This window comes from Serratia sp. CY47280, assembly GCF_052168655.1.
GTDB lineage: Bacteria > Pseudomonadota > Gammaproteobacteria > Enterobacterales > Enterobacteriaceae > Serratia > Serratia bockelmannii.
Genome location: NZ_JBJNMG010000003.1, coordinates 300,848 through 317,268, shown reverse-complemented (window position 1 = coordinate 317,268; position 16,421 = coordinate 300,848). Strand labels below are relative to the sequence as shown.

The 16,421-nt window shown below is 62.6% G+C and carries 17 protein-coding genes and 1 pseudogene; 10 read left to right on the top strand and 8 right to left on the bottom strand.

The features are described from left to right. Nucleotides 1-10 precede the first annotated feature (10 nt). From ACJ8J4_RS15815 to ACJ8J4_RS15800, 4 genes are all read right to left on the bottom strand, one after another. Nucleotides 11-1,732: an ABC transporter permease gene (locus ACJ8J4_RS15815; RefSeq protein ID WP_239532935.1), complete on the bottom strand. Its 1,722-nt coding sequence runs from the start codon at nt 1,730-1,732 to the stop codon at nt 11-13. Between the two features lie 484 nt (nt 1,733-2,216). Then, nucleotides 2,217-2,906 carry a trehalose-6-phosphate synthase gene (locus ACJ8J4_RS15810; RefSeq protein ID WP_089196471.1) on the bottom strand — a complete coding sequence of 230 codons (690 nt, stop codon included), beginning with the start codon at nt 2,904-2,906 and terminating at the stop codon, nt 2,217-2,219. Between the two features lie 13 nt (nt 2,907-2,919). Further along, nucleotides 2,920-3,330: a GNAT family N-acetyltransferase gene (locus ACJ8J4_RS15805; RefSeq protein ID WP_025305143.1), complete on the bottom strand. Its 411-nt coding sequence runs from the start codon at nt 3,328-3,330 to the stop codon at nt 2,920-2,922. 32 nt (nt 3,331-3,362) lie between these two features. Continuing rightward, nucleotides 3,363-4,733: a glutamine synthetase family protein gene (locus ACJ8J4_RS15800; protein ID WP_049294777.1), complete on the bottom strand. Its 1,371-nt coding sequence runs from the start codon at nt 4,731-4,733 to the stop codon at nt 3,363-3,365. Nucleotides 4,734-4,969: 236 nt separating this feature from the next. Here ACJ8J4_RS15800 and ACJ8J4_RS15795 point away from each other — a divergent pair. Continuing rightward, a pseudogene (locus ACJ8J4_RS15795) lies at nt 4,970-5,269 on the top strand (hypothetical protein). A 15-nt stretch (nt 5,270-5,284) separates the two neighbouring features. Here the strand turns inward: ACJ8J4_RS15795 and ACJ8J4_RS15790 are convergent. The 3 genes from ACJ8J4_RS15790 to ACJ8J4_RS15780 are packed head-to-tail and all read right to left on the bottom strand — an operon-like array spanning nt 5,285 to nt 6,772. Then, the gene (locus tag ACJ8J4_RS15790; protein WP_072070302.1) at nt 5,285-5,686 is read right to left on the bottom strand and encodes a putative T6SS immunity periplasmic lipoprotein; all 402 of its coding nucleotides are present in this window, start codon (nt 5,684-5,686) and stop codon (nt 5,285-5,287) included. Further along, nucleotides 5,683-5,883: a hypothetical protein gene (locus ACJ8J4_RS15785; protein WP_193389596.1), complete on the bottom strand. Its 201-nt coding sequence runs from the start codon at nt 5,881-5,883 to the stop codon at nt 5,683-5,685. Before ACJ8J4_RS15785 ends, ACJ8J4_RS15790 begins: the two co-directional genes overlap by 4 nt. After that, nucleotides 5,855-6,772 carry a LysR family transcriptional regulator gene (locus tag ACJ8J4_RS15780; protein ID WP_197836264.1) on the bottom strand — a complete coding sequence of 306 codons (918 nt, stop codon included), beginning with the start codon at nt 6,770-6,772 and terminating at the stop codon, nt 5,855-5,857. The genes ACJ8J4_RS15785 and ACJ8J4_RS15780 overlap by 29 nt, the downstream gene beginning before the upstream one ends. Before the next feature lie 168 nt (nt 6,773-6,940). Here ACJ8J4_RS15780 and ACJ8J4_RS15775 point away from each other — a divergent pair, with 168 nt between their 5' ends. The 7 genes from ACJ8J4_RS15775 to ACJ8J4_RS15745 all read left to right on the top strand — a co-directional run bounded on the left by ACJ8J4_RS15775 (nt 6,941) and on the right by ACJ8J4_RS15745 (nt 14,173). After that, the gene (locus ACJ8J4_RS15775) at nt 6,941-7,639 is read left to right on the top strand and encodes a CoA transferase subunit A (protein ID WP_004933280.1); all 699 of its coding nucleotides are present in this window, start codon (nt 6,941-6,943) and stop codon (nt 7,637-7,639) included. A gap of 11 nt (nt 7,640-7,650) precedes the next feature. After that, nucleotides 7,651-8,304 (top strand): CoA transferase subunit B, encoded by a 654-nt coding sequence (locus tag ACJ8J4_RS15770; RefSeq protein ID WP_060434099.1) that lies wholly within the window; start codon nt 7,651-7,653, stop codon nt 8,302-8,304. 14 nt (nt 8,305-8,318) lie between these two features. After that, entirely contained in the window at nt 8,319-9,503 is a 1,185-nt protein-coding gene (locus ACJ8J4_RS15765; RefSeq protein WP_197836262.1) for an acetyl-CoA C-acetyltransferase, read from the top strand. Between the two features lie 18 nt (nt 9,504-9,521). Continuing rightward, nucleotides 9,522-10,445 (top strand): 3-hydroxyacyl-CoA dehydrogenase family protein, encoded by a 924-nt coding sequence (locus ACJ8J4_RS15760; protein ID WP_049294781.1) that lies wholly within the window; start codon nt 9,522-9,524, stop codon nt 10,443-10,445. 42 nt (nt 10,446-10,487) lie between these two features. After that, the gene (locus ACJ8J4_RS15755) at nt 10,488-11,882 is read left to right on the top strand and encodes a GntP family permease (RefSeq protein WP_197791184.1); all 1,395 of its coding nucleotides are present in this window, start codon (nt 10,488-10,490) and stop codon (nt 11,880-11,882) included. A gap of 12 nt (nt 11,883-11,894) precedes the next feature. Next, nucleotides 11,895-12,665 carry a 3-hydroxybutyrate dehydrogenase gene (locus tag ACJ8J4_RS15750; RefSeq protein WP_197836260.1) on the top strand — a complete coding sequence of 257 codons (771 nt, stop codon included), beginning with the start codon at nt 11,895-11,897 and terminating at the stop codon, nt 12,663-12,665. 371 nt (nt 12,666-13,036) lie between these two features. Further along, on the top strand, nt 13,037-14,173 hold the full coding sequence (locus tag ACJ8J4_RS15745; RefSeq protein ID WP_025305156.1) for a porin: 1,137 nt from the start codon (nt 13,037-13,039) through the stop codon (nt 14,171-14,173). Between the two features lie 34 nt (nt 14,174-14,207). Here the strand turns inward: ACJ8J4_RS15745 and ACJ8J4_RS15740 are convergent, their stop codons facing one another. Continuing rightward, on the bottom strand, nt 14,208-15,029 hold the full coding sequence (locus ACJ8J4_RS15740; RefSeq protein ID WP_060448205.1) for an AraC family transcriptional regulator: 822 nt from the start codon (nt 15,027-15,029) through the stop codon (nt 14,208-14,210). Between the two features lie 121 nt (nt 15,030-15,150). On the opposite strand from ACJ8J4_RS15740, the gene ACJ8J4_RS15735 reads away from it, so the two are divergent. After that, entirely contained in the window at nt 15,151-15,528 is a 378-nt protein-coding gene (locus tag ACJ8J4_RS15735; RefSeq protein ID WP_049204575.1) for a hypothetical protein, read from the top strand. A 10-nt stretch (nt 15,529-15,538) separates the two neighbouring features. Beyond that, on the top strand, nt 15,539-16,414 hold the full coding sequence (locus tag ACJ8J4_RS15730; protein ID WP_043136214.1) for a helix-turn-helix domain-containing protein: 876 nt from the start codon (nt 15,539-15,541) through the stop codon (nt 16,412-16,414). The last annotated feature ends 7 nt before the right edge of the window (nt 16,415-16,421 follow it).

Below are 16,421 nucleotides of genomic sequence, written 5' to 3'. Positions count from 1 at the left end.
TCCCCCTTGATCAGTCATATTTGAATTTGGTTTCCGCGATGCGATACAGCGGTTGCCAGACGAAGATGATGCACAGCGCTACCAGCGCGCACATGGCGGCGCAGCCCAGCGCAGACTCCGGGTTCTTACCGGCGTCGGTGACGACGGAAATGAACGCACCCAGCCCGGTGGCGCTGAGGGTGGTGCTGCCCCACTGGATCACTTCGGCGGCGATGGCGCTGTTCCAGGCGCCGCCGGCGGCGGAGATGATGCCGGTCACGATGTAGGGGAAAATTGCCGGCAGCATGTAGTAGCGCCACCAGCGGAAACGGCGCAGCCCGAAGGTTTCGCTGACCTCGGTGATCTGCGTCGGAATGGCGGAAACGCCGGCGATCACGTTGAACAATACGTACCACTGGGTGCCCAGCATGATCATCGGGATGGCCCACCAGCCGAGATCCTGGTGATAAATGGCGATGAAGGCGGCGATCAGCGGGTAGAAAATATTGGGCGGAATGGCCGCCAGGATCTGGATGATCGGCTGGAAGATCTTCACCAGCCGCGGATTCATGCCGATCCACACCCCCAGCGGCGTGAAGATCGCCACGCTAAGTAGCATGGCCGCGGCCACGCGCGCGGTGGTGAGCAGCATCCATTCCGGCAGCATGGCGAAGTACTGTTTGGGGAAGTATTCCCACAGCCGGTAACCGAACCAGACGCAGGCCAGCACCACGCCGAGATACCACAGGCTGCGCCACAGCCAGTTCCCCTTGGCGGCGAGCCTGAACAGGCGGTGCAGGCCGATGGCGTACCACAGCCGCGGCAGCTTGAACAGCCACAGGTCAGCCAGCGCGCGCAGCGTGCGGCCGAGCGCCGCGCCGACGTGCGAGAAGGCCAGGCTGTTGTAAAACCACGGATTGCCGAGCGGGCGATTGGCGGTGACGTCTTCGTATTTGAAGCGGGCGGTGTAACGCACCAGCGGGCGGAAAACCAGCTGATCGAGCAGCACGATGTTGGCGGCCAGCGCGACGATCGCATACAGGATCGCCGGCACGTTCTGCTGCGCCAGCGCTTCGGCGATATAGGAACCGACGCCGGGCAGTTCGACCGAGCGATCGCCGACCGGAATGGCTTCGGAGGCCACCAGGGCGAACCAGGCGGCGGATTGCGACACCATGGCGTTCCACAGCAGGCCCGGCACCGAATAGATGAATTCCAGCCGCCAGAAGCGTTGCCACGGGTTGTAATTGAAGCTGCGGGCGGCTTCATCCAGCTCCTTGGGCACGATGCGCAGCGTCTGATACAGCGTCAGCATCATGTTCCAGGCCTGGCCGGTAAACACCGCGAAGATGGCGGTGCACTCCAGCCCCATCACGCTGTGCGGGTAGAGGTTGAGAAAGTACACGGTCGTGAAGGTCAGGAACCCCACCAGCGGCACCGACTCCATAAAGTTGACGAAGGGCAGGATCACCCGGCGCAGCGGCGCATAGCGCGCGGCCAGCACGGCGAACACCACAGAAAACAGCAGCGACCAGGCCATGCCGAGGAGAAAACGCATGCTGGTTCTGAGCGAATAATAAAGCAGGTTCCAGGCATCGAGACTAATGGCAGAGACGTTTTGTTCATTGAAGTCGCCGTGCATGTCGCCCCACGCGCGAATAAAAAAGGCAATGAAGAAAACGCCGATGGCGATAACGATAAAGTCATTTAAATAAGACTTTCTGAAAATAGATGTACCCCGGTTATTTTGCATAACGCAATACCTTATTTTTCCCATAAGAAATCCGTCGCCGCTCGGGTAATAGGCCCGGCGACACCAGATAAATACCGCTGTAGCGGTTGAGACAGACGTTGTTTTCGCAGCGGGGCGATGGGCGGGCAGGCAGAGCGGGAAAGGCCGTCAGAAGGGGAGCGGTTGCCGCATTCCGTATCTTTCAGAATGCAACGTGGATGGCATTACTGAAAGGTGCCCAATAGCATTAGCATAAAACTAAAACTTTCATCGCCCATAGGGCCCTCCTCGGTTTAAATATGGCCCGGAGAGGGTAATGTGTTTTGCTAATAAAAAGCAATTGGCGGCGTAGGGTTTTTACGGTTGATATGTAACAGGATGAATATTCATTTTTTAATCGCTATATTCAGAAAATAAAATAACCTATTTTGATGGCGGTAAATACGGTGAAAATAAATCACGGCGAAATAAAACGGCGCGCCCGAAGGGGGCGCACCGCCGTAAATCAATAAACCTGCCTGCCGTTGATGCCGGCGGGGAAAATGCCGGTGGCGGACAGATGCCCGTTGGCCTGGATCTGATCGTCGGGCAGCATCTCCAGCGGGAATTCGCCCGCCAGGCAGCTGAGAAAGGCGTTGCGATCGTCGGTGGTGGTAAAACCGATCAAATCGTAGAACAGCAGCGACGCGATCAGCTGGCGATGTTCCGGGATGCGCCGCAGCAGCGCCGCCGACGGAAACGGCAGGTGGAAGAAGAACGCGCAGGCGTTCAGCAGCCCCTGTTCCTTCAGCGCCTGCGCGCAGGGCAGCAGCTGGTAGTCATCGATGCAGACGATGTCGCCCGGGCACAGGTGTTCGCAGGCGATATCGGCGAAACGGCGGTTCAGCTGCCGGTAGGCGCAGTAGTTTTCCGGCGTGAAGTGCGCCTTCTCCGGCTGGTTGTGGAACACCGGCCACAGGCCGTCGTGGTAGTAGCCCTGATAGTGGCGGCGGAACTCTTCGATCGACAGCGGGAAGGTCACCTGATCGTAACCGGCACGTTGGCGGCAACTGATCGGGCGCTGCGCGAAATTCTGCACGTCGCCGTTCCAGCCGAGCCACAGCCCCGGTTCGGCGTCGGCCGCCAGCGTCTGGCCGGCGCAGGCCAGATCCTTGCCGTCGCACTGCTTGTTGGAAATCAGCACCAAACGAGACATGAGGGTCTCCTTATCAGTGAAGGGCGCGCAGGGCGTGCGCCGAACCATCGGCGCGCCAGGGCGCTTGCAGAGCGGGCAGCGTGACGCGCAGGCCGCGCAAAGCCGGGTGCGCCAGGCAGCAGCGCGCCAGCCAGCTTCCCAGCCCGACGCCGCGGTACTCGGCGCTGACGAACAGTTCGCTCACCGAGGCGAAGGTGGCGTAGTCGGTCACCATGCGGGCGAAACCGAGCAGGTGGCGCTTGCGGTATAGCCCGAAGCACAGGCCGTGGTGTACCAGGCGCTCCGCCGCCGCCCGATCCTGCAGGCTGAGGAAACGCTGGATCGCGTCGATATCCAACAACTGCCGATCGGTGCTGATATGAAAAACGCCTTTGCGCCAGCAGAGCAGCGGCTGCACGGACGCCCGTTGCGGTTGCATGTTCATGATTATCCTTAGGTTAACGAATCGGAGGTCGGTTACAGCATCCAGCCGAGTTCGGCGGCGGTGACCTGTTCCTCGAAGCGGCGCAGCTCGGCGCTTTTGCAGGTGTGCCACAGGGTACAGAACGCCGGGCCGAGCAGCTCACGCAGCGGATCGCTGTGGCGGAACAGCGCCAGCGCCTCCTGCTGGCCGAGCGGCAAGGGCGCGGCGTTATCGCTCTCGCAGCCGTTGGCGGCGGGCGGCAGCGGCTGCGGGTGTTCCAGCCCGTGCAACAGGCCGCCGAGCATCACCGCCAGCGCCAGATAAGGGTTGGCGTCGGCGCCGGCCAGGCGGTATTCGATACGCTGGTTGGCGCTGTCGGCGCAGGGCAGGCGCAGCGCCACCGTGCGGTTGTTGTGGCCCCAGGAGGCGCGCAGCGGCACGTGCATGCCGGGGCGGAAGCGGCGAAACGCGTTGATGTTGGGCGCCAGGATCGCCATCGATGCCGGCATCAGCGCCAGCATGCCCGCCATCGCCTGCTGCATGTTATCGCTCAGTTCGCCCGGCGCGCCGGTCAGCAGGTTCTCGCCGTGCTCGTCCTGCAAGCTGATATGGAAATGTAGCCCGCTGCCGGCGGCGTGGGCGCAGGGCTTGGCCATAAAGCAGGCGTGCTGGTGATGCTGCTCGGCAATCTGCCGCGTCAGGCGTTTCAGCGCCATGATCTGGTCGCAGGCTTCCAGCACGCGCCGGCTGTGATGCAGATTCAGCTCGTATTGGCCGGAAGCGGCTTCGGCCACCACGCCGGTCAGCGGCAGGCTTTGCAGCCGCGCGTGCCGTTCGATGTCGCTCAGCAGCGCATGGTGGCGCTCGGGCGCATCCACCGCGAAGCTCTGCGTCGGGCAGGTTTCCGCCTCGGCGGGGCGCTGCGGATCCTGCAGGTAGAACTCCAGTTCGGCCGCCACCACCGGGAAGCAGTTGCGCTCGTGCAGGCGCTTCAGCACCCGTTGCAGCACCACACGCGGCTCCAGCTCGCAGGCGCCGCCGTCGGCGTTTTGCATCGTCAGCAGCAGCTGGGCGTGGCGTTCGGGATCGCGCGCGCAGGGGCGCAGCGTGCCGGGCACCGGCAGGCACAGCCGATCCGGCTCCCCCGCCCGCTGCCCCAGCCCGCTTTCTTCAATCACCCGGCCGTGCAGATCCAGGGCGTAGATCGACAGCGGGAAGTAGCAGCCTTTTTCCAGGCCAAAGGCTTCGGCGATCGGCAGGCGCTTGCCGCGCAGCTGGCCGTTCAGATCGTGCAGATAAATATCCAGCTGTTCGGTATCCGGATAGCGCTGCAGGTAGTGTTCCAGCTCTTTGCGGAAGGTGCGCGTCGGCGATGTGGGCAGCTCCGCCAGCAGAGGATTGAAGCCGATGATATTAGAATGCATGGCGCGCTCCAGAACGAAGACCGGTCACGGCCAGAGGCAGGGATAAATGCATGAGACAACTCTCTTGTGAGGCCATAGCGGCGATGTGAAAAGGGTATCTGCGGCGGCAAAAACTGTCTGTAAAAACGCCGTAACGTTAACGGGGCGCGGAATAAAAATGCCGTAAAGAGCGCGGCGGGTTGGCCGGGGCGGCACGGTCTATACTGGCGAGATGGGCCGTAGAAGGAGAGATAACGATGAAGAGAATAGGGCTGCTTATCGCCGCGCTGGCCGCGTTCCACGCCACCGCGTCTTCCCCACAGGCGTGGGCCGAGAGCGAACGGGCGATGCGCGCCGCCTGCCTGAAAGCCAGCGGGCTAAAAAACGCCAGGGTGTAAGGGGAGATTATTCACTACGGTGACGACGTCGGCTATTCGGCGCTGTTTATCGGTGGGCGCTACCCGCAGCCGTTTATGAAAAACCAGCCGGGCAGGGAGCTGTGCTTATATCAGCGCGCCACGCAGAAGGCGGCGGTGCAGGCGGTGGAGGGGGAATAAATAATCCCAGTCTCCTTACTGTAGCTGTATTTCTCCCTTGGGATTAATTCTTAAGTTGAATTTTTTCATGTATTTACGCCTTTCCGTGTCGTTATTCATCGAGATGCCGAGCAAGACTGAGTATTCTCCCGCTGCCCAGTTTACTTGCGGATAGGTGACGCATTGTCCCGGTTTCAGGTCAGGCAACGGAGTGATTTCTGGTGAGGTCCAGACGATATGCCATTGCTGTTGTTCCTGTCGTGAGACGATCACTCCCCGGTTTTGCAGTTTGTCGCCGCTGCGAACGCTGTTGATAGGCACGGCAAAGCAAGGTTGATTGTCTTTGAGCGAGACATCCAACGGATGGTACCAGGGCTGAGTGGATTGACAGCCGTTCAGTAGCAGTACGCACAGCAAAGAGAGATAACGTCTTGTCATAATAAGGTGTTCCGGTTCTTTGGATTTTTCAGGAAAGCTCGCAATACCCATTCATAGCGTTTTTTGATGTCTGGCCCAATAATGCCGCTGTAGTTGGTGGCTACGTGGAAGCGATGGGCGGCACGCTGCGCCTGGACATTGAACTGCCGGGCGGCAAGCACGTCGGGTTTACGGTTTAAGCGCAGGCTGCCCGCCACTCCCCGCCATCTCCCGTTCGATTACCGTCGCCAGCGCCTGCGCGGCGGAAGAGAGTTGGTGCTGCGCCAGGCGGATCAGGCCCACGCGCCGTTCGATGATCGGGCCGATCAGCGGCACGCAGACCGCCCCCAGCTCATCCATCTGTTTCTCGCACAGCGCCGGCACCGCGCTGGCACCGAGGCCGTTGGCCACCATGCGCCCGACCGTCACCAGCTGGTGGCTCTCAAACGCCACCTCCAGCGTTCGCCCGCTGCGGGCCAGCTCCTGCTCCAGCAGCAGCCGCACCGCCGATGGCCGCTGCAGGGTGATGAAATCCAGCGTCAGCAGCTCCTTCCAGCTGACCTGCGCCTTGTGCGCCAGCGTCGAATCCTTCGGCACCACCGCCAGAAAGCGATCGCGGCACAGCGGGGTGAAGTGCAGGGTGTCGCTCGGCTCCGGCTCGAAGGCGATGCCCATCTCTACCCGCCCTTCGCGGATCATTTCAAACACCTGTTCGTTGATGACGTCATGCACCGCCACGTTGATGCCGGCATAGCGATCGCGAAACGCCTTGAGGATCGGCGGCAGCGGGTTGCCGGCGAACGACGGCATGGCGGCGATCGCCACCTTGCCCATCTGCAGGGTGAAGCGCTGACGCATCGCCTCTTCCGCGTTGTCCCAATCCGCCAGCAGCTGGCGCGCCATCGGGAAGAAGGTTTCTCCTTCCGGCGTCAGCGTCACCCGGCGGGTGGTGCGCAGCAGCAGCGGCCCGCCCAGCGCGTCTTCCAGCCCACGGATCGCCAGGCTGAGCGCCGGCTGAGAAATATTCAGCCGCTCGCTGGCCTGGGCGAAATTCAGAGTGTGAGCTACCGCTAAAAACGCGCGTAACTGTTTGATGCTCATTTTCATTTTGGTTGGCGTTAACTCTTTGTTAATTGTCGGTTAACGAGTGATTAATAAAAATTCTAAATGAATGCGGCATAAAAACAAAATTAACAAATCATTTTTGTGACCTGAAGATGCCCTCACGCAAGGCAGGGCATTTCGCCCTGCGCCGCAACATGCAGGGGCAACGATATGGCAGGGCTCGACAAACGCGTCGGCAGCTACCAGGAAGCGCTGGCAGGCCTGACGGACAACATGACGGTGCTGGCGGGCGGCTTTGGCCTGTGCGGCATCCCGGAGAATCTGATCGAAGAGATCCGCCGGCGCGGCGTGCGCGGGTTGACGGTGGTTTCCAACAACTGCGGCGTCGACGGGTTCGGCCTCGGGCGGCTGCTGGAAACCCATCAGATCCGCAAGGTGGTGGGATCTTACGTCGGTGAAAACGCGCTGTTCGAGCAGCAGGCGCTCAGCGGCGAGCTGGAGGTGGATCTCACGCCGCAGGGCACGCTGGCGGAGAAGATCCGCGCCGGCGGCGCCGGTATCCCGGCGTTCTTCACCGCCACCGGTTACGGCACGCCGATCGCCGAAGGCAAAGAGGTGCGCGAGTTCAACGGCCGCCCCTACATCATGGAAACCGCCATCACCGGCGATTTCGCCATCGTGAAAGGCTGGAAGGCCGATCACTTCGGCAACGTCATCTACCGCCACACCGCGCAGAACTTCAATCCGCTGATGGCGACCGCCGGGCGCATCACGGTGGTGGAAGTGGAAGAGATCGTCGCACCGGGCGAGCTGGATCCGGCGGCGATCCACACCCCCGGCATCTACGTCGATCGGCTGATTCAGGGCACCTTCGAAAAGCGTATCGAACAACGCACCCTGCGGGCATAAGGAGAATTCGCATGCTTACCCGTGAACAAATGGCGCAGCGCGTGGCGCAAGAGCTGAGGGACGGTTACTACGTCAACCTGGGCATCGGCATCCCGACGCTGGTGGCCAACTACGTGCCGGCGGGCATGGACGTGATGCTGCAGTCGGAAAACGGCCTGCTGGGGATGGGCGAGTTCCCGACCGAGCAGCAGCTGGACGCCGACATGATCAACGCCGGCAAGCAGACGGTCACCGCGCGCCTCGGCGCGTCGATCTTCGATTCGGCGCAGTCGTTCGCCATGATCCGCGGCGGCCACGTCGATCTGACCGTGCTGGGGGCGTTTGAAGTGGACGTCGAGGGCAACATCGCCTCGTGGATGATCCCCGGCAAGATGGTCAAGGGCATGGGCGGCGCGATGGATCTGGTGGCGGGGGCGGAGAACATCATCGTGGTGATGACCCACGCCTCGAAGAGCGGCGAGTCCAAGCTGCTGCCGCGCTGCACGCTGCCGCTGACCGGGGCCAACTGCATCCGCAAAGTATTGACCGATCTGGCCTATCTGGAAATAGAAGACGGCGCCTTCGTGCTGCGCGAACGCGCGCCCGGCGTCAGCGTGGCGGAGATTGTCGCCAAAACCGCCGGCCGGCTGATCGTGCCAGAGCAAGTGCCGGAAATGCGTTTCTGAAACGGGAGGTGAATGTGCAACAACGTGAAGTGGTGATCGTGGCGGCGACGCGCACGCCGGTCGGCAGTTTTCACGGCGCGCTGGCGCCGCTGACGGCGGTGGAACTGGGCACGGCGGCGGTGCAGGGGCTGCTGGCGCAAAGCGGCGTGGCGCCGCAGCAGATCGATGAAGTGATCCTCGGCCAGGTACTGACCGCCGGCTGCGGACAGAATCCGGCGCGTCAGACCGCGCTGAACGCCGGGCTGCCCGTGACGACCCCGGCGCTGACCATCAACAAGGTGTGCGGCTCCGGTTTGAAGGCGGTACATCTGGCGGTGCAGGCGATCCGCAGCGGTGACGCCGACGCGGTGATCGCCGGCGGCCAGGAAAGCATGAGCCAGTCGCCTTACCTGATGGCCGGTGCGCGCGCCGGCCTGCGCCTCGGTCACGCGCAGATGGTGGACAGCGTGATCCACGATGGCCTGTGGGACGCGTTCAACGACTACCACATGGGCATCACCGCCGAGAACCTGGCGGAGAAATACGCCATCAGCCGCGCCGAGCAGGACAGCTTTGCGCTGCGCTCGCAGCAGAAGGCGCAGGCGGCGCAGCAGGCCGGGCGTTTTGCGCAGGAGATTACGCTGGTGACGGTGCCGCAGCCGAAGGGCGAGGCGCTGCGGGTCGAGCACGACGAACAGCCGCGCGACACCAGCCTGGAGGCGCTGGCGCGGTTGCGCCCGGCGTTTCGCAAAGAGGGCACGGTGACCGCCGGCAACGCCTCGTCGCTCAACGACGGCGCCGCCGTGGTGTTGCTGATGAGCGCGGAAAAAGCCGCCGCGCTGCGCTTGCCGGTACTGGCGCGCATCGCCGGTTACGCGTCGTCGGGGGTCGATCCGGCGATCATGGGCATCGGCCCGGCGCCGGCCGCGCGCCGCTGCCTGGAGAAAGCCGGCTGGCGGCTGGAGGACGTCGATCTGATCGAGGCTAACGAAGCCTTCGCCGCGCAGGCGCTGGCGGTGGGCAAAGAACTGGGCTGGGAGGCGGAGCGGGTCAACGTCAACGGCGGAGCGATCGCGTTGGGACATCCGATCGGCGCCTCCGGCTGCCGCATTTTGGTGTCGCTGCTGTTCGAAATGCAGCGCCGCGAGGTGAACAAGGGGCTGGCGATGCTGTGCATCGGCGGCGGGCAGGGCGTGGCGCTGGCGGTAGAGCGCCCGTAAACAACCGAGGAGGGCACGATGCAGTCATCTGACTATGCGGTACTGGGCGCCGGGCTGATGGGGGTGGGTATCGCCACCCACTTTATTCGCCACGGCCATGAGGTGTTGCTGTATGACCCGGATCCGCAGCGCCTGGCGGAAGCGCCGGCGGTAGCGAGCGGCATTCTGGCCGAGCTGAGCGACGTCGGGCAGTTTGATCGCGGTGAGCGCGACGCGGCGCTGGCGCGCCTGCGCGTGACCGGCGATCTGAATGGCGTGGCGCGCGCCCGGCTGCTTATCGAGGCGATCCCGGAACGGCTCGAGCTGAAGCACGCGCTGTATGAGCAACTGGAGGGGCTGATCGCCGACGACGCGGTGATTGCCAGCAACACCAGCGGCCTGCCGCCGGACGAGCTGGCGGCGCGCATGACCCATCCGCAGCGGCTGCTGATCGCCCACTTCTGGCACCCGCCGCACCTGATCCCGCTGGTGGAGATCGTGCCCGGCCGCGCCACCGATCCGCGCCATCTGGCGGCGGTGCAGGCGCTGCTCGGCGGGATGGCGCTGGAGGCGGTGCTGCTGGAACGCGCCGCGCCGGGGTTTGTCGGCAACCGGCTGCAGTTTGCGGTGCTGCGCGAGGCGCTGCACATCGTCCACAGCGGCATCGCCAGCGCCGAGGTGGTGGATCAGGTGATGCGCGCCTCGCTGGGGCGGCGCTACGCCATGGTCGGCCCGCTGGAGGCCGCCGACATGACCGGGCTGGCGACGGTGGCGGACATCGCCCGCCACCTGTTCCCGGAACTGGCGACCGGCGACGAGATGATGGCGCTGGTGGAACAGCGGCTGCGGCGCGGCGATACCGGCCAGCGCAGCGGCCGGGGATTTTATCTTTGGGATGAAGCCCGCAAGGAACGCATTCAACGGCGACGGGCGCATCAGCTGCGCTTTGCGCTGAAACCGTAATTTCGCACGCCGTACCTGACAATAACAACGATAGCGAGGTGCCTGATGAGCGTTTTGATTGCCCTGGCAGCACTGGGATTACTGATGCTGGCCGCCTACCGCGGCTACAGCGTGATTTTGTTCGCCCCGATCGCCGCGCTGGGCGCGGTGCTGTTGACCGATCCCGGCGCGGTGGCGCCGACTTTCACCGGGCTGTTTATGGAGAAGATGGTCGGCTTCGTGAAGCTCTACTTCCCGGTGTTCTTGCTGGGGGCGGTGTTCGGCAAGCTGATCGAGCTGTCCGGCTTTTCCCGTTCGATCGTCGCGGCGGCGATCCGTATTCTCGGCCGACGCCACGCCATTCCGGTGATCGTGCTGGTGTGCGCGCTGCTGACCTACGGCGGGGTGTCGCTGTTCGTGGTGGCGTTCGCGGTCTATCCGTTCGCCGCCGAGCTGTTCCGCCAGAGCGGCATCCCCAAGCGGCTGATCCCGGCCACCGTAGCGCTCGGCGCCTTCTCCTTCACCATGGACGCCTTGCCCGGCACGCCGCAGATCCAAAACATCATCCCGACCAGTTTCTTCGGCACCAATGCCTGGGCTGCGCCCTGGCTGGGGCTGATCGGCTCGCTGTTCATCATCGCGGTCGGTCTGCTGTATCTTGAACGCCAGCGGCGCAAGGCGCAGCTGAAGGGGGAGGGTTACGGTACCGATCTGCTGAACGAGCCGGAAACCCCGGACGACATCAACCTGCCGAACCCGCTGATCGCCATCCTGCCGTTGATTTTGGTCGGGGTATTCAACCTTGGCTTCACCCATTGGATCCCGCAGTGGTACGGCGCCAGCCACGACCTGACGCTGCCGGGGCTGGCCAAGCCGATCACCACCGATGTGGCGAAGATCACCGCCATCTGGGCGGTGGAAGCGGCGCTGGTGTCGGGTATTCTGCTGGTGGTGGTGTTCGGCTTTCGCAATATTCGCGGCCGGCTGGCGGAAGGCAGCAAGACGGCGGTCGGCGGTGCAATTCTGGCGGCGATGAACACCGCCTCCGAATACGGCTTCGGCGCGGTGATCGCCGCGCTGCCGGGCTTTTTGGTGCTGTCGCAGGCGCTGTCGGCAATCCCCAACCCGCTGCTGAACGAAGCGATCAGCGTCACCCTGCTGGCCGGCATCACCGGTTCGGCCTCCGGCGGCATGAGCATCGCGCTGGCGGCGATGTCCGACAGCTTTATCGCCGCCGCCCATGCGGCACACATTCCGCTGGAGGTGCTGCACCGGGTGGCCTCGATGGCCAGCGGCGGCATGGACACCTTGCCGCACAACGGCGCGGTGATCACCCTGCTGGCGATCACCGGCCTCAGCCACCGGCAGGCCTATGGCGGCATCTTCGCCATCACCCTGATCAAGAGCGCCGCGGTGCTGTTCGTGATCGGCGTGTTCTACCTGACCGGCATTGTTTAAAGGAGCGATACCATGAGTGTACAAGGCAAAACCGCGCTGGTGACCGGCTCGACCAGCGGCATCGGCCTCGGGATAGCATCCGTGTTGGCCGCCGCCGGCGCGCGCGTGATCCTCAACGGCTTCGGCGACGTGGAGCAGGCGCAAATGCAGGTCGCGCGGCTGGGCGCCGCGCCGGGATATCACGGCGCCGATCTCGGCGATGCGGGCCAGATAGCGGACATGATGCACTATGCCGAACGCGAGTTCGGCGGCGTGGACATTCTGGTGAACAACGCCGGCATTCAGCACGTGGCGCCGCTGGATCAGTTCCCGGTGGAGAAATGGAACGCCATTCTCGCCATCAACCTGTCGGCGGTGTTCCATACCTGCCGATTGGCGCTGCCGGGGATGCGCGAGCGCAACTGGGGGCGCATCATCAACGTGGCGTCGGTGCACGGGCTGGTGGCGTCGAAAGACAAGTCGGCCTATGTGGCGGCCAAGCACGGCGTGGTGGGGCTGACCAAGACGCTGGCGCTGGAGACCGCGCGCGCGCCCGTCACCTGCAACGCCATCTGCCCCGGCTGGGTGCTGACGCCGCTGGTGCAGCAGCAGATCGACAAACGTATCGCTGCCGGGACCGATCCGCAGCAGGCGCGCGATGAGCTGTTGGCGGAGAAGCAGCCTTCGCAAGCGTTCGTCACGCCTGAGCAGCTCGGCGAGCTGGCGCTGTTCCTGTGCAGTGATGCGGCGGCGCAGGTGCGCGGCGCTGCCTGGAACATGGACGGCGGCTGGCTGGCGCAGTAGTGAATTCTCTCTCCCGGAGCGCGCAACGCGCTCCGTCGTTATTTCCCGCCTTTAGTTAATTCCCCTGCGTGACGGTTTACCTGTGGCAATAATATTTATTTGTTATTTGCTATCTTTATTCCCGGATAATCACGCCGGGTTATTTTGGATAAAAGATGCGGATTGGTTTATTTCGTGCTGCGGTTATTACATTGTTTTTCTTCGCGTTACAGATGAACACGTTTATGCTGAAAATAAAGCCAACCTGGAATAATGGCAGATTATGACGTGAATTTTTATATCTTGCGTGCGCTGTTTACATCGGGTAATTATTTCCGCGTGGCTTAAGACCACCGTGTTTATAACAATAATTTTTTCGGGCAGGGGTAATAATGAGAAAAAATACAACGCCAATATTCATTGGCGGCGTCTTGCTGTCGGCGTTATCCGCCGGCGCACAGGCCGAGATCACCATTCTGGATAAAAACCCGCAGAGTAATGTGTTGCTGGCGCCGCTCAGTTTAAAGGTGGGCGGCAGCATTCGCCCCGAGTGGATCTTCAATAACGGCCCGGAGCCGGGCTATGACAAAAACGGCCACGACGGCGGCACGCGTTTTCGCTTCAGCGGCGACTATGCGCTGACGCAGGACACCTCGATCATCGGCTATTACGAGTGGGGCGTGGATCTTGCGCACGCGCTCAGCTGGGACGGGCACTATAACGAAGACGGCAAGCGCGACTATCAGCGCCAGCTGTACGCCGGTTTCAAGGACGATCGTTACGGTACCCTGACCTACGGCCATCAATACGGCATCTATTATTCGGTGGTCGGCATCAAAAGCGACGTCTGGGATAACGATGGCCATGCGGGCGGCACCGGTATCGGTATTTCCGGCGACTACGACGGCGGCAATAAACCGAAAAACAGCATCAAGTACACCAATGATTTCGGGCCGGTGACGCTGTATGCCAACTATTTATTGCCGGAAGACGATCTGCACACTGCGGATAACCTGATTTACCGCCGCAAGGGCGGAGGTGGGTTGGGCTTCGATTACAAGGTGACGAAAGACTTCACCTTCAGCGCGGCCTACAGTTATACCGATGCGAAGATCAAAGACAATCTGTACAGCGAAAAGGATTATCACCAGCAGCTGTCCGGCACCGCGTTGACCTGGCAGCCGAACAACTGGTACATCGTCGGCACCGCCAGCTATTACAAAGACTATGTGCCGAGCACCCGCCAGCGCACGCTGTCGCACTTCTTCGCCGGTGACGGCTACGGGCTGGAAGGTTTTGTCGGTTACACCTTCAATATCGACAAGCCGTTCCTCAAATCGATCCAGCCTTACGTGGCGGCGGACTCGCTGCGGCTGAAGGGTGACGAGGCGTATCACGCCAACCACGTTTACCTTGGCGCGGGCACCACCATTGGTTACGGTCTGTCGGTGTATGTGGAGCGCACGCTGGCCAACAGCAGCGACAACGAGCCGGACTCCACCTGGATTACGGTGTTCTACGACTTCTGATCCGCCTCTTGCCAGGCCGGCATACGCCGGCCGTTCACATGCTGATCGCGCCGCCCAGGGGTTGCCCGGAGGCGTTGCGCTCCGCCAGATAACGCGCCGGCGGTTTGCCCACCGCCTTTCTGAACATGGTGACGAAGCCGCTGGCGCTTTCATAGCCCAGATCCAACGCTACCGTCTGTACGCTCTCGCCCTGCGTCAAGCGCTGCAGCGCCAGCATCACGTGCAGCTGGCGCCGCCAGTGGCCGAAGCTCATGCCCATCTGCTGTTGCAAGGTGCGGCTGAGGGAGCGCTCGCTCATGCCGATGCGCTGCGCCCACTGCCCGAGGGTGGATTTGTCCGCCGGGCAGCTCAGCATGCCTTCGGTCAACTGCCGGATGCGCGCGTCGTCTGATACTGGCAGGTGCAGATTCTCGATCGGCGCGGCCACCAGCTGATCCAGCAGTACCGCCGTCAGGCGCCCTTCGGCGCCCTGTTCGTCGTAGAGCGGTTCGAAGGTGCTGGCCTGCAGCAGCAGCTCGCGCAGCAGCGGCGAGACCGACAGCGTGCAGCAACTCTGCGGCAAGCCGGCGACGACGTGTTGATCGACGAACAGGCAGTAAGCCTCGGTCGAGCCGGCGCCCTGGGCGTTGTGCAACACGTTGCCCGGCATCCACAGCGCGCACTGCGGTGGCACCAGCCACAGGCCGTTTTCCACTTCGCAGCGGATCATGCCGCGCACGGTATAGATCAGCTGCGCCTTTTGATGACGGTGCGGCTCGACTTCCCAGTCCTGTTCGATAGTGGAACTCTGTACGGCGAACAGCGGGCGCGGCACCTGATCGATATCGAGATTGCGGCGAGGGATCTGTACTTTCATGAGAATAATTCTCAATTTGGCGGAATTGAAAAGTATTATGTCCTGATTGCGCAATGTGGTCTAGCGTCGGTGCCGATAAAGTAAGCGCCAGTCCTAAAACCCTTTCGCGAGGAAACTGATTATGTCACTCGATACCGCCACTTTTCCGCTGGTGTGGATGCGCCGAAACGGGCGCGATACCCAGGCCGAGCTGGCTGAATTCAGCGCGCTGTTGGCGCGCGCCGAACCCTTTGTCTTGATGACCGACCGCAGCGTCGGCGATGAAGGTGAAGAGCACGATCGCGATGCCCGCACCCAGGTGGCGCTGTGGAAACGCGATAACCGCGAGGCGCTGAAGCAGTGGGTGAAAGGCATGATCATGCTGGAGCCGGACGACGCCAAACGCGCGGCGGCGGAAGAATTCGCCGAATACGGCGCCAAATTCTGGGGTTATCCGATACTGGTGGCCACCGATGAAGCCACAGGCCGGATGCTGGCGCAGACATTACTGAGCAAATAAGGGGAATACCATGCACCAGCAACAGGTGATTGAACAGCTGCTGGCCTGGATCGAACAGAGCCTGGATCAGCCGCTGACGCTGGACGACATTGCCGCCAAGTCCGGCTACTCCAAGTGGCATTTACAGCGGATATTCAAGCAGCATACCGGCCATATTCTCGGCACTTACGCGCGCCGCAGAAGGCTGACCGCCGCCGCGCGCGAACTGCGCCTGACCGGCACCAGCGTGGCCTGCATCGCCGATACTTACCAGTTCGATTCACAGCAGACCTTCACCCGCTGTTTCCGCAAGCAATTCGGTTTGCCGCCGGCCAGCTATCGCCGCAGCCAAGATTGGTCGAGCTATGGCCTGCAGCCGCCGCTGCGGCTGACCGAAGCGCCGTTGCCGCAGGCCGACATCGTGACGCTGCCCGCCATGCAGCTGGTGGGCAACACCCAGCGCCGCAGCTTCACGCTGGGGCAGTTGGCGGACTCCAAGTGCGAGCTGCGCCGCCATGCCTGGCGGCAACTGCTGCGGCCGCAGGCGCTGCCGGAGGTGGTGTACGGCCTCACCAGCCTGGAGGTCGACAGGCAACGCCGGGGCTGCCCGCGTATGGCGTATACCGCCGCTTTGCCGGACGAAGGGGCGATGGGGGAGCGGGTGACTATCGAACAGGGGGAGTATGCCCGGTTCACCTATCAGGGGCAGGCGGAAGGGTTACAAAACTTTATTGTCCGATTGTATGACACTGCCATGCCGCAGATGAACGCCATCCGCCGGCCGGGGCAGGATATCGAGCGTTTCTACCCGGCGCAGGAGGGCTGTTGCCCGCTCGGCGGCGCGGCGATCCGCTGTGAATATCTGATCCCCATTCGGCGGGGGGAAGCGTTGGCCGCCGCCAGTTAGGCGGCGG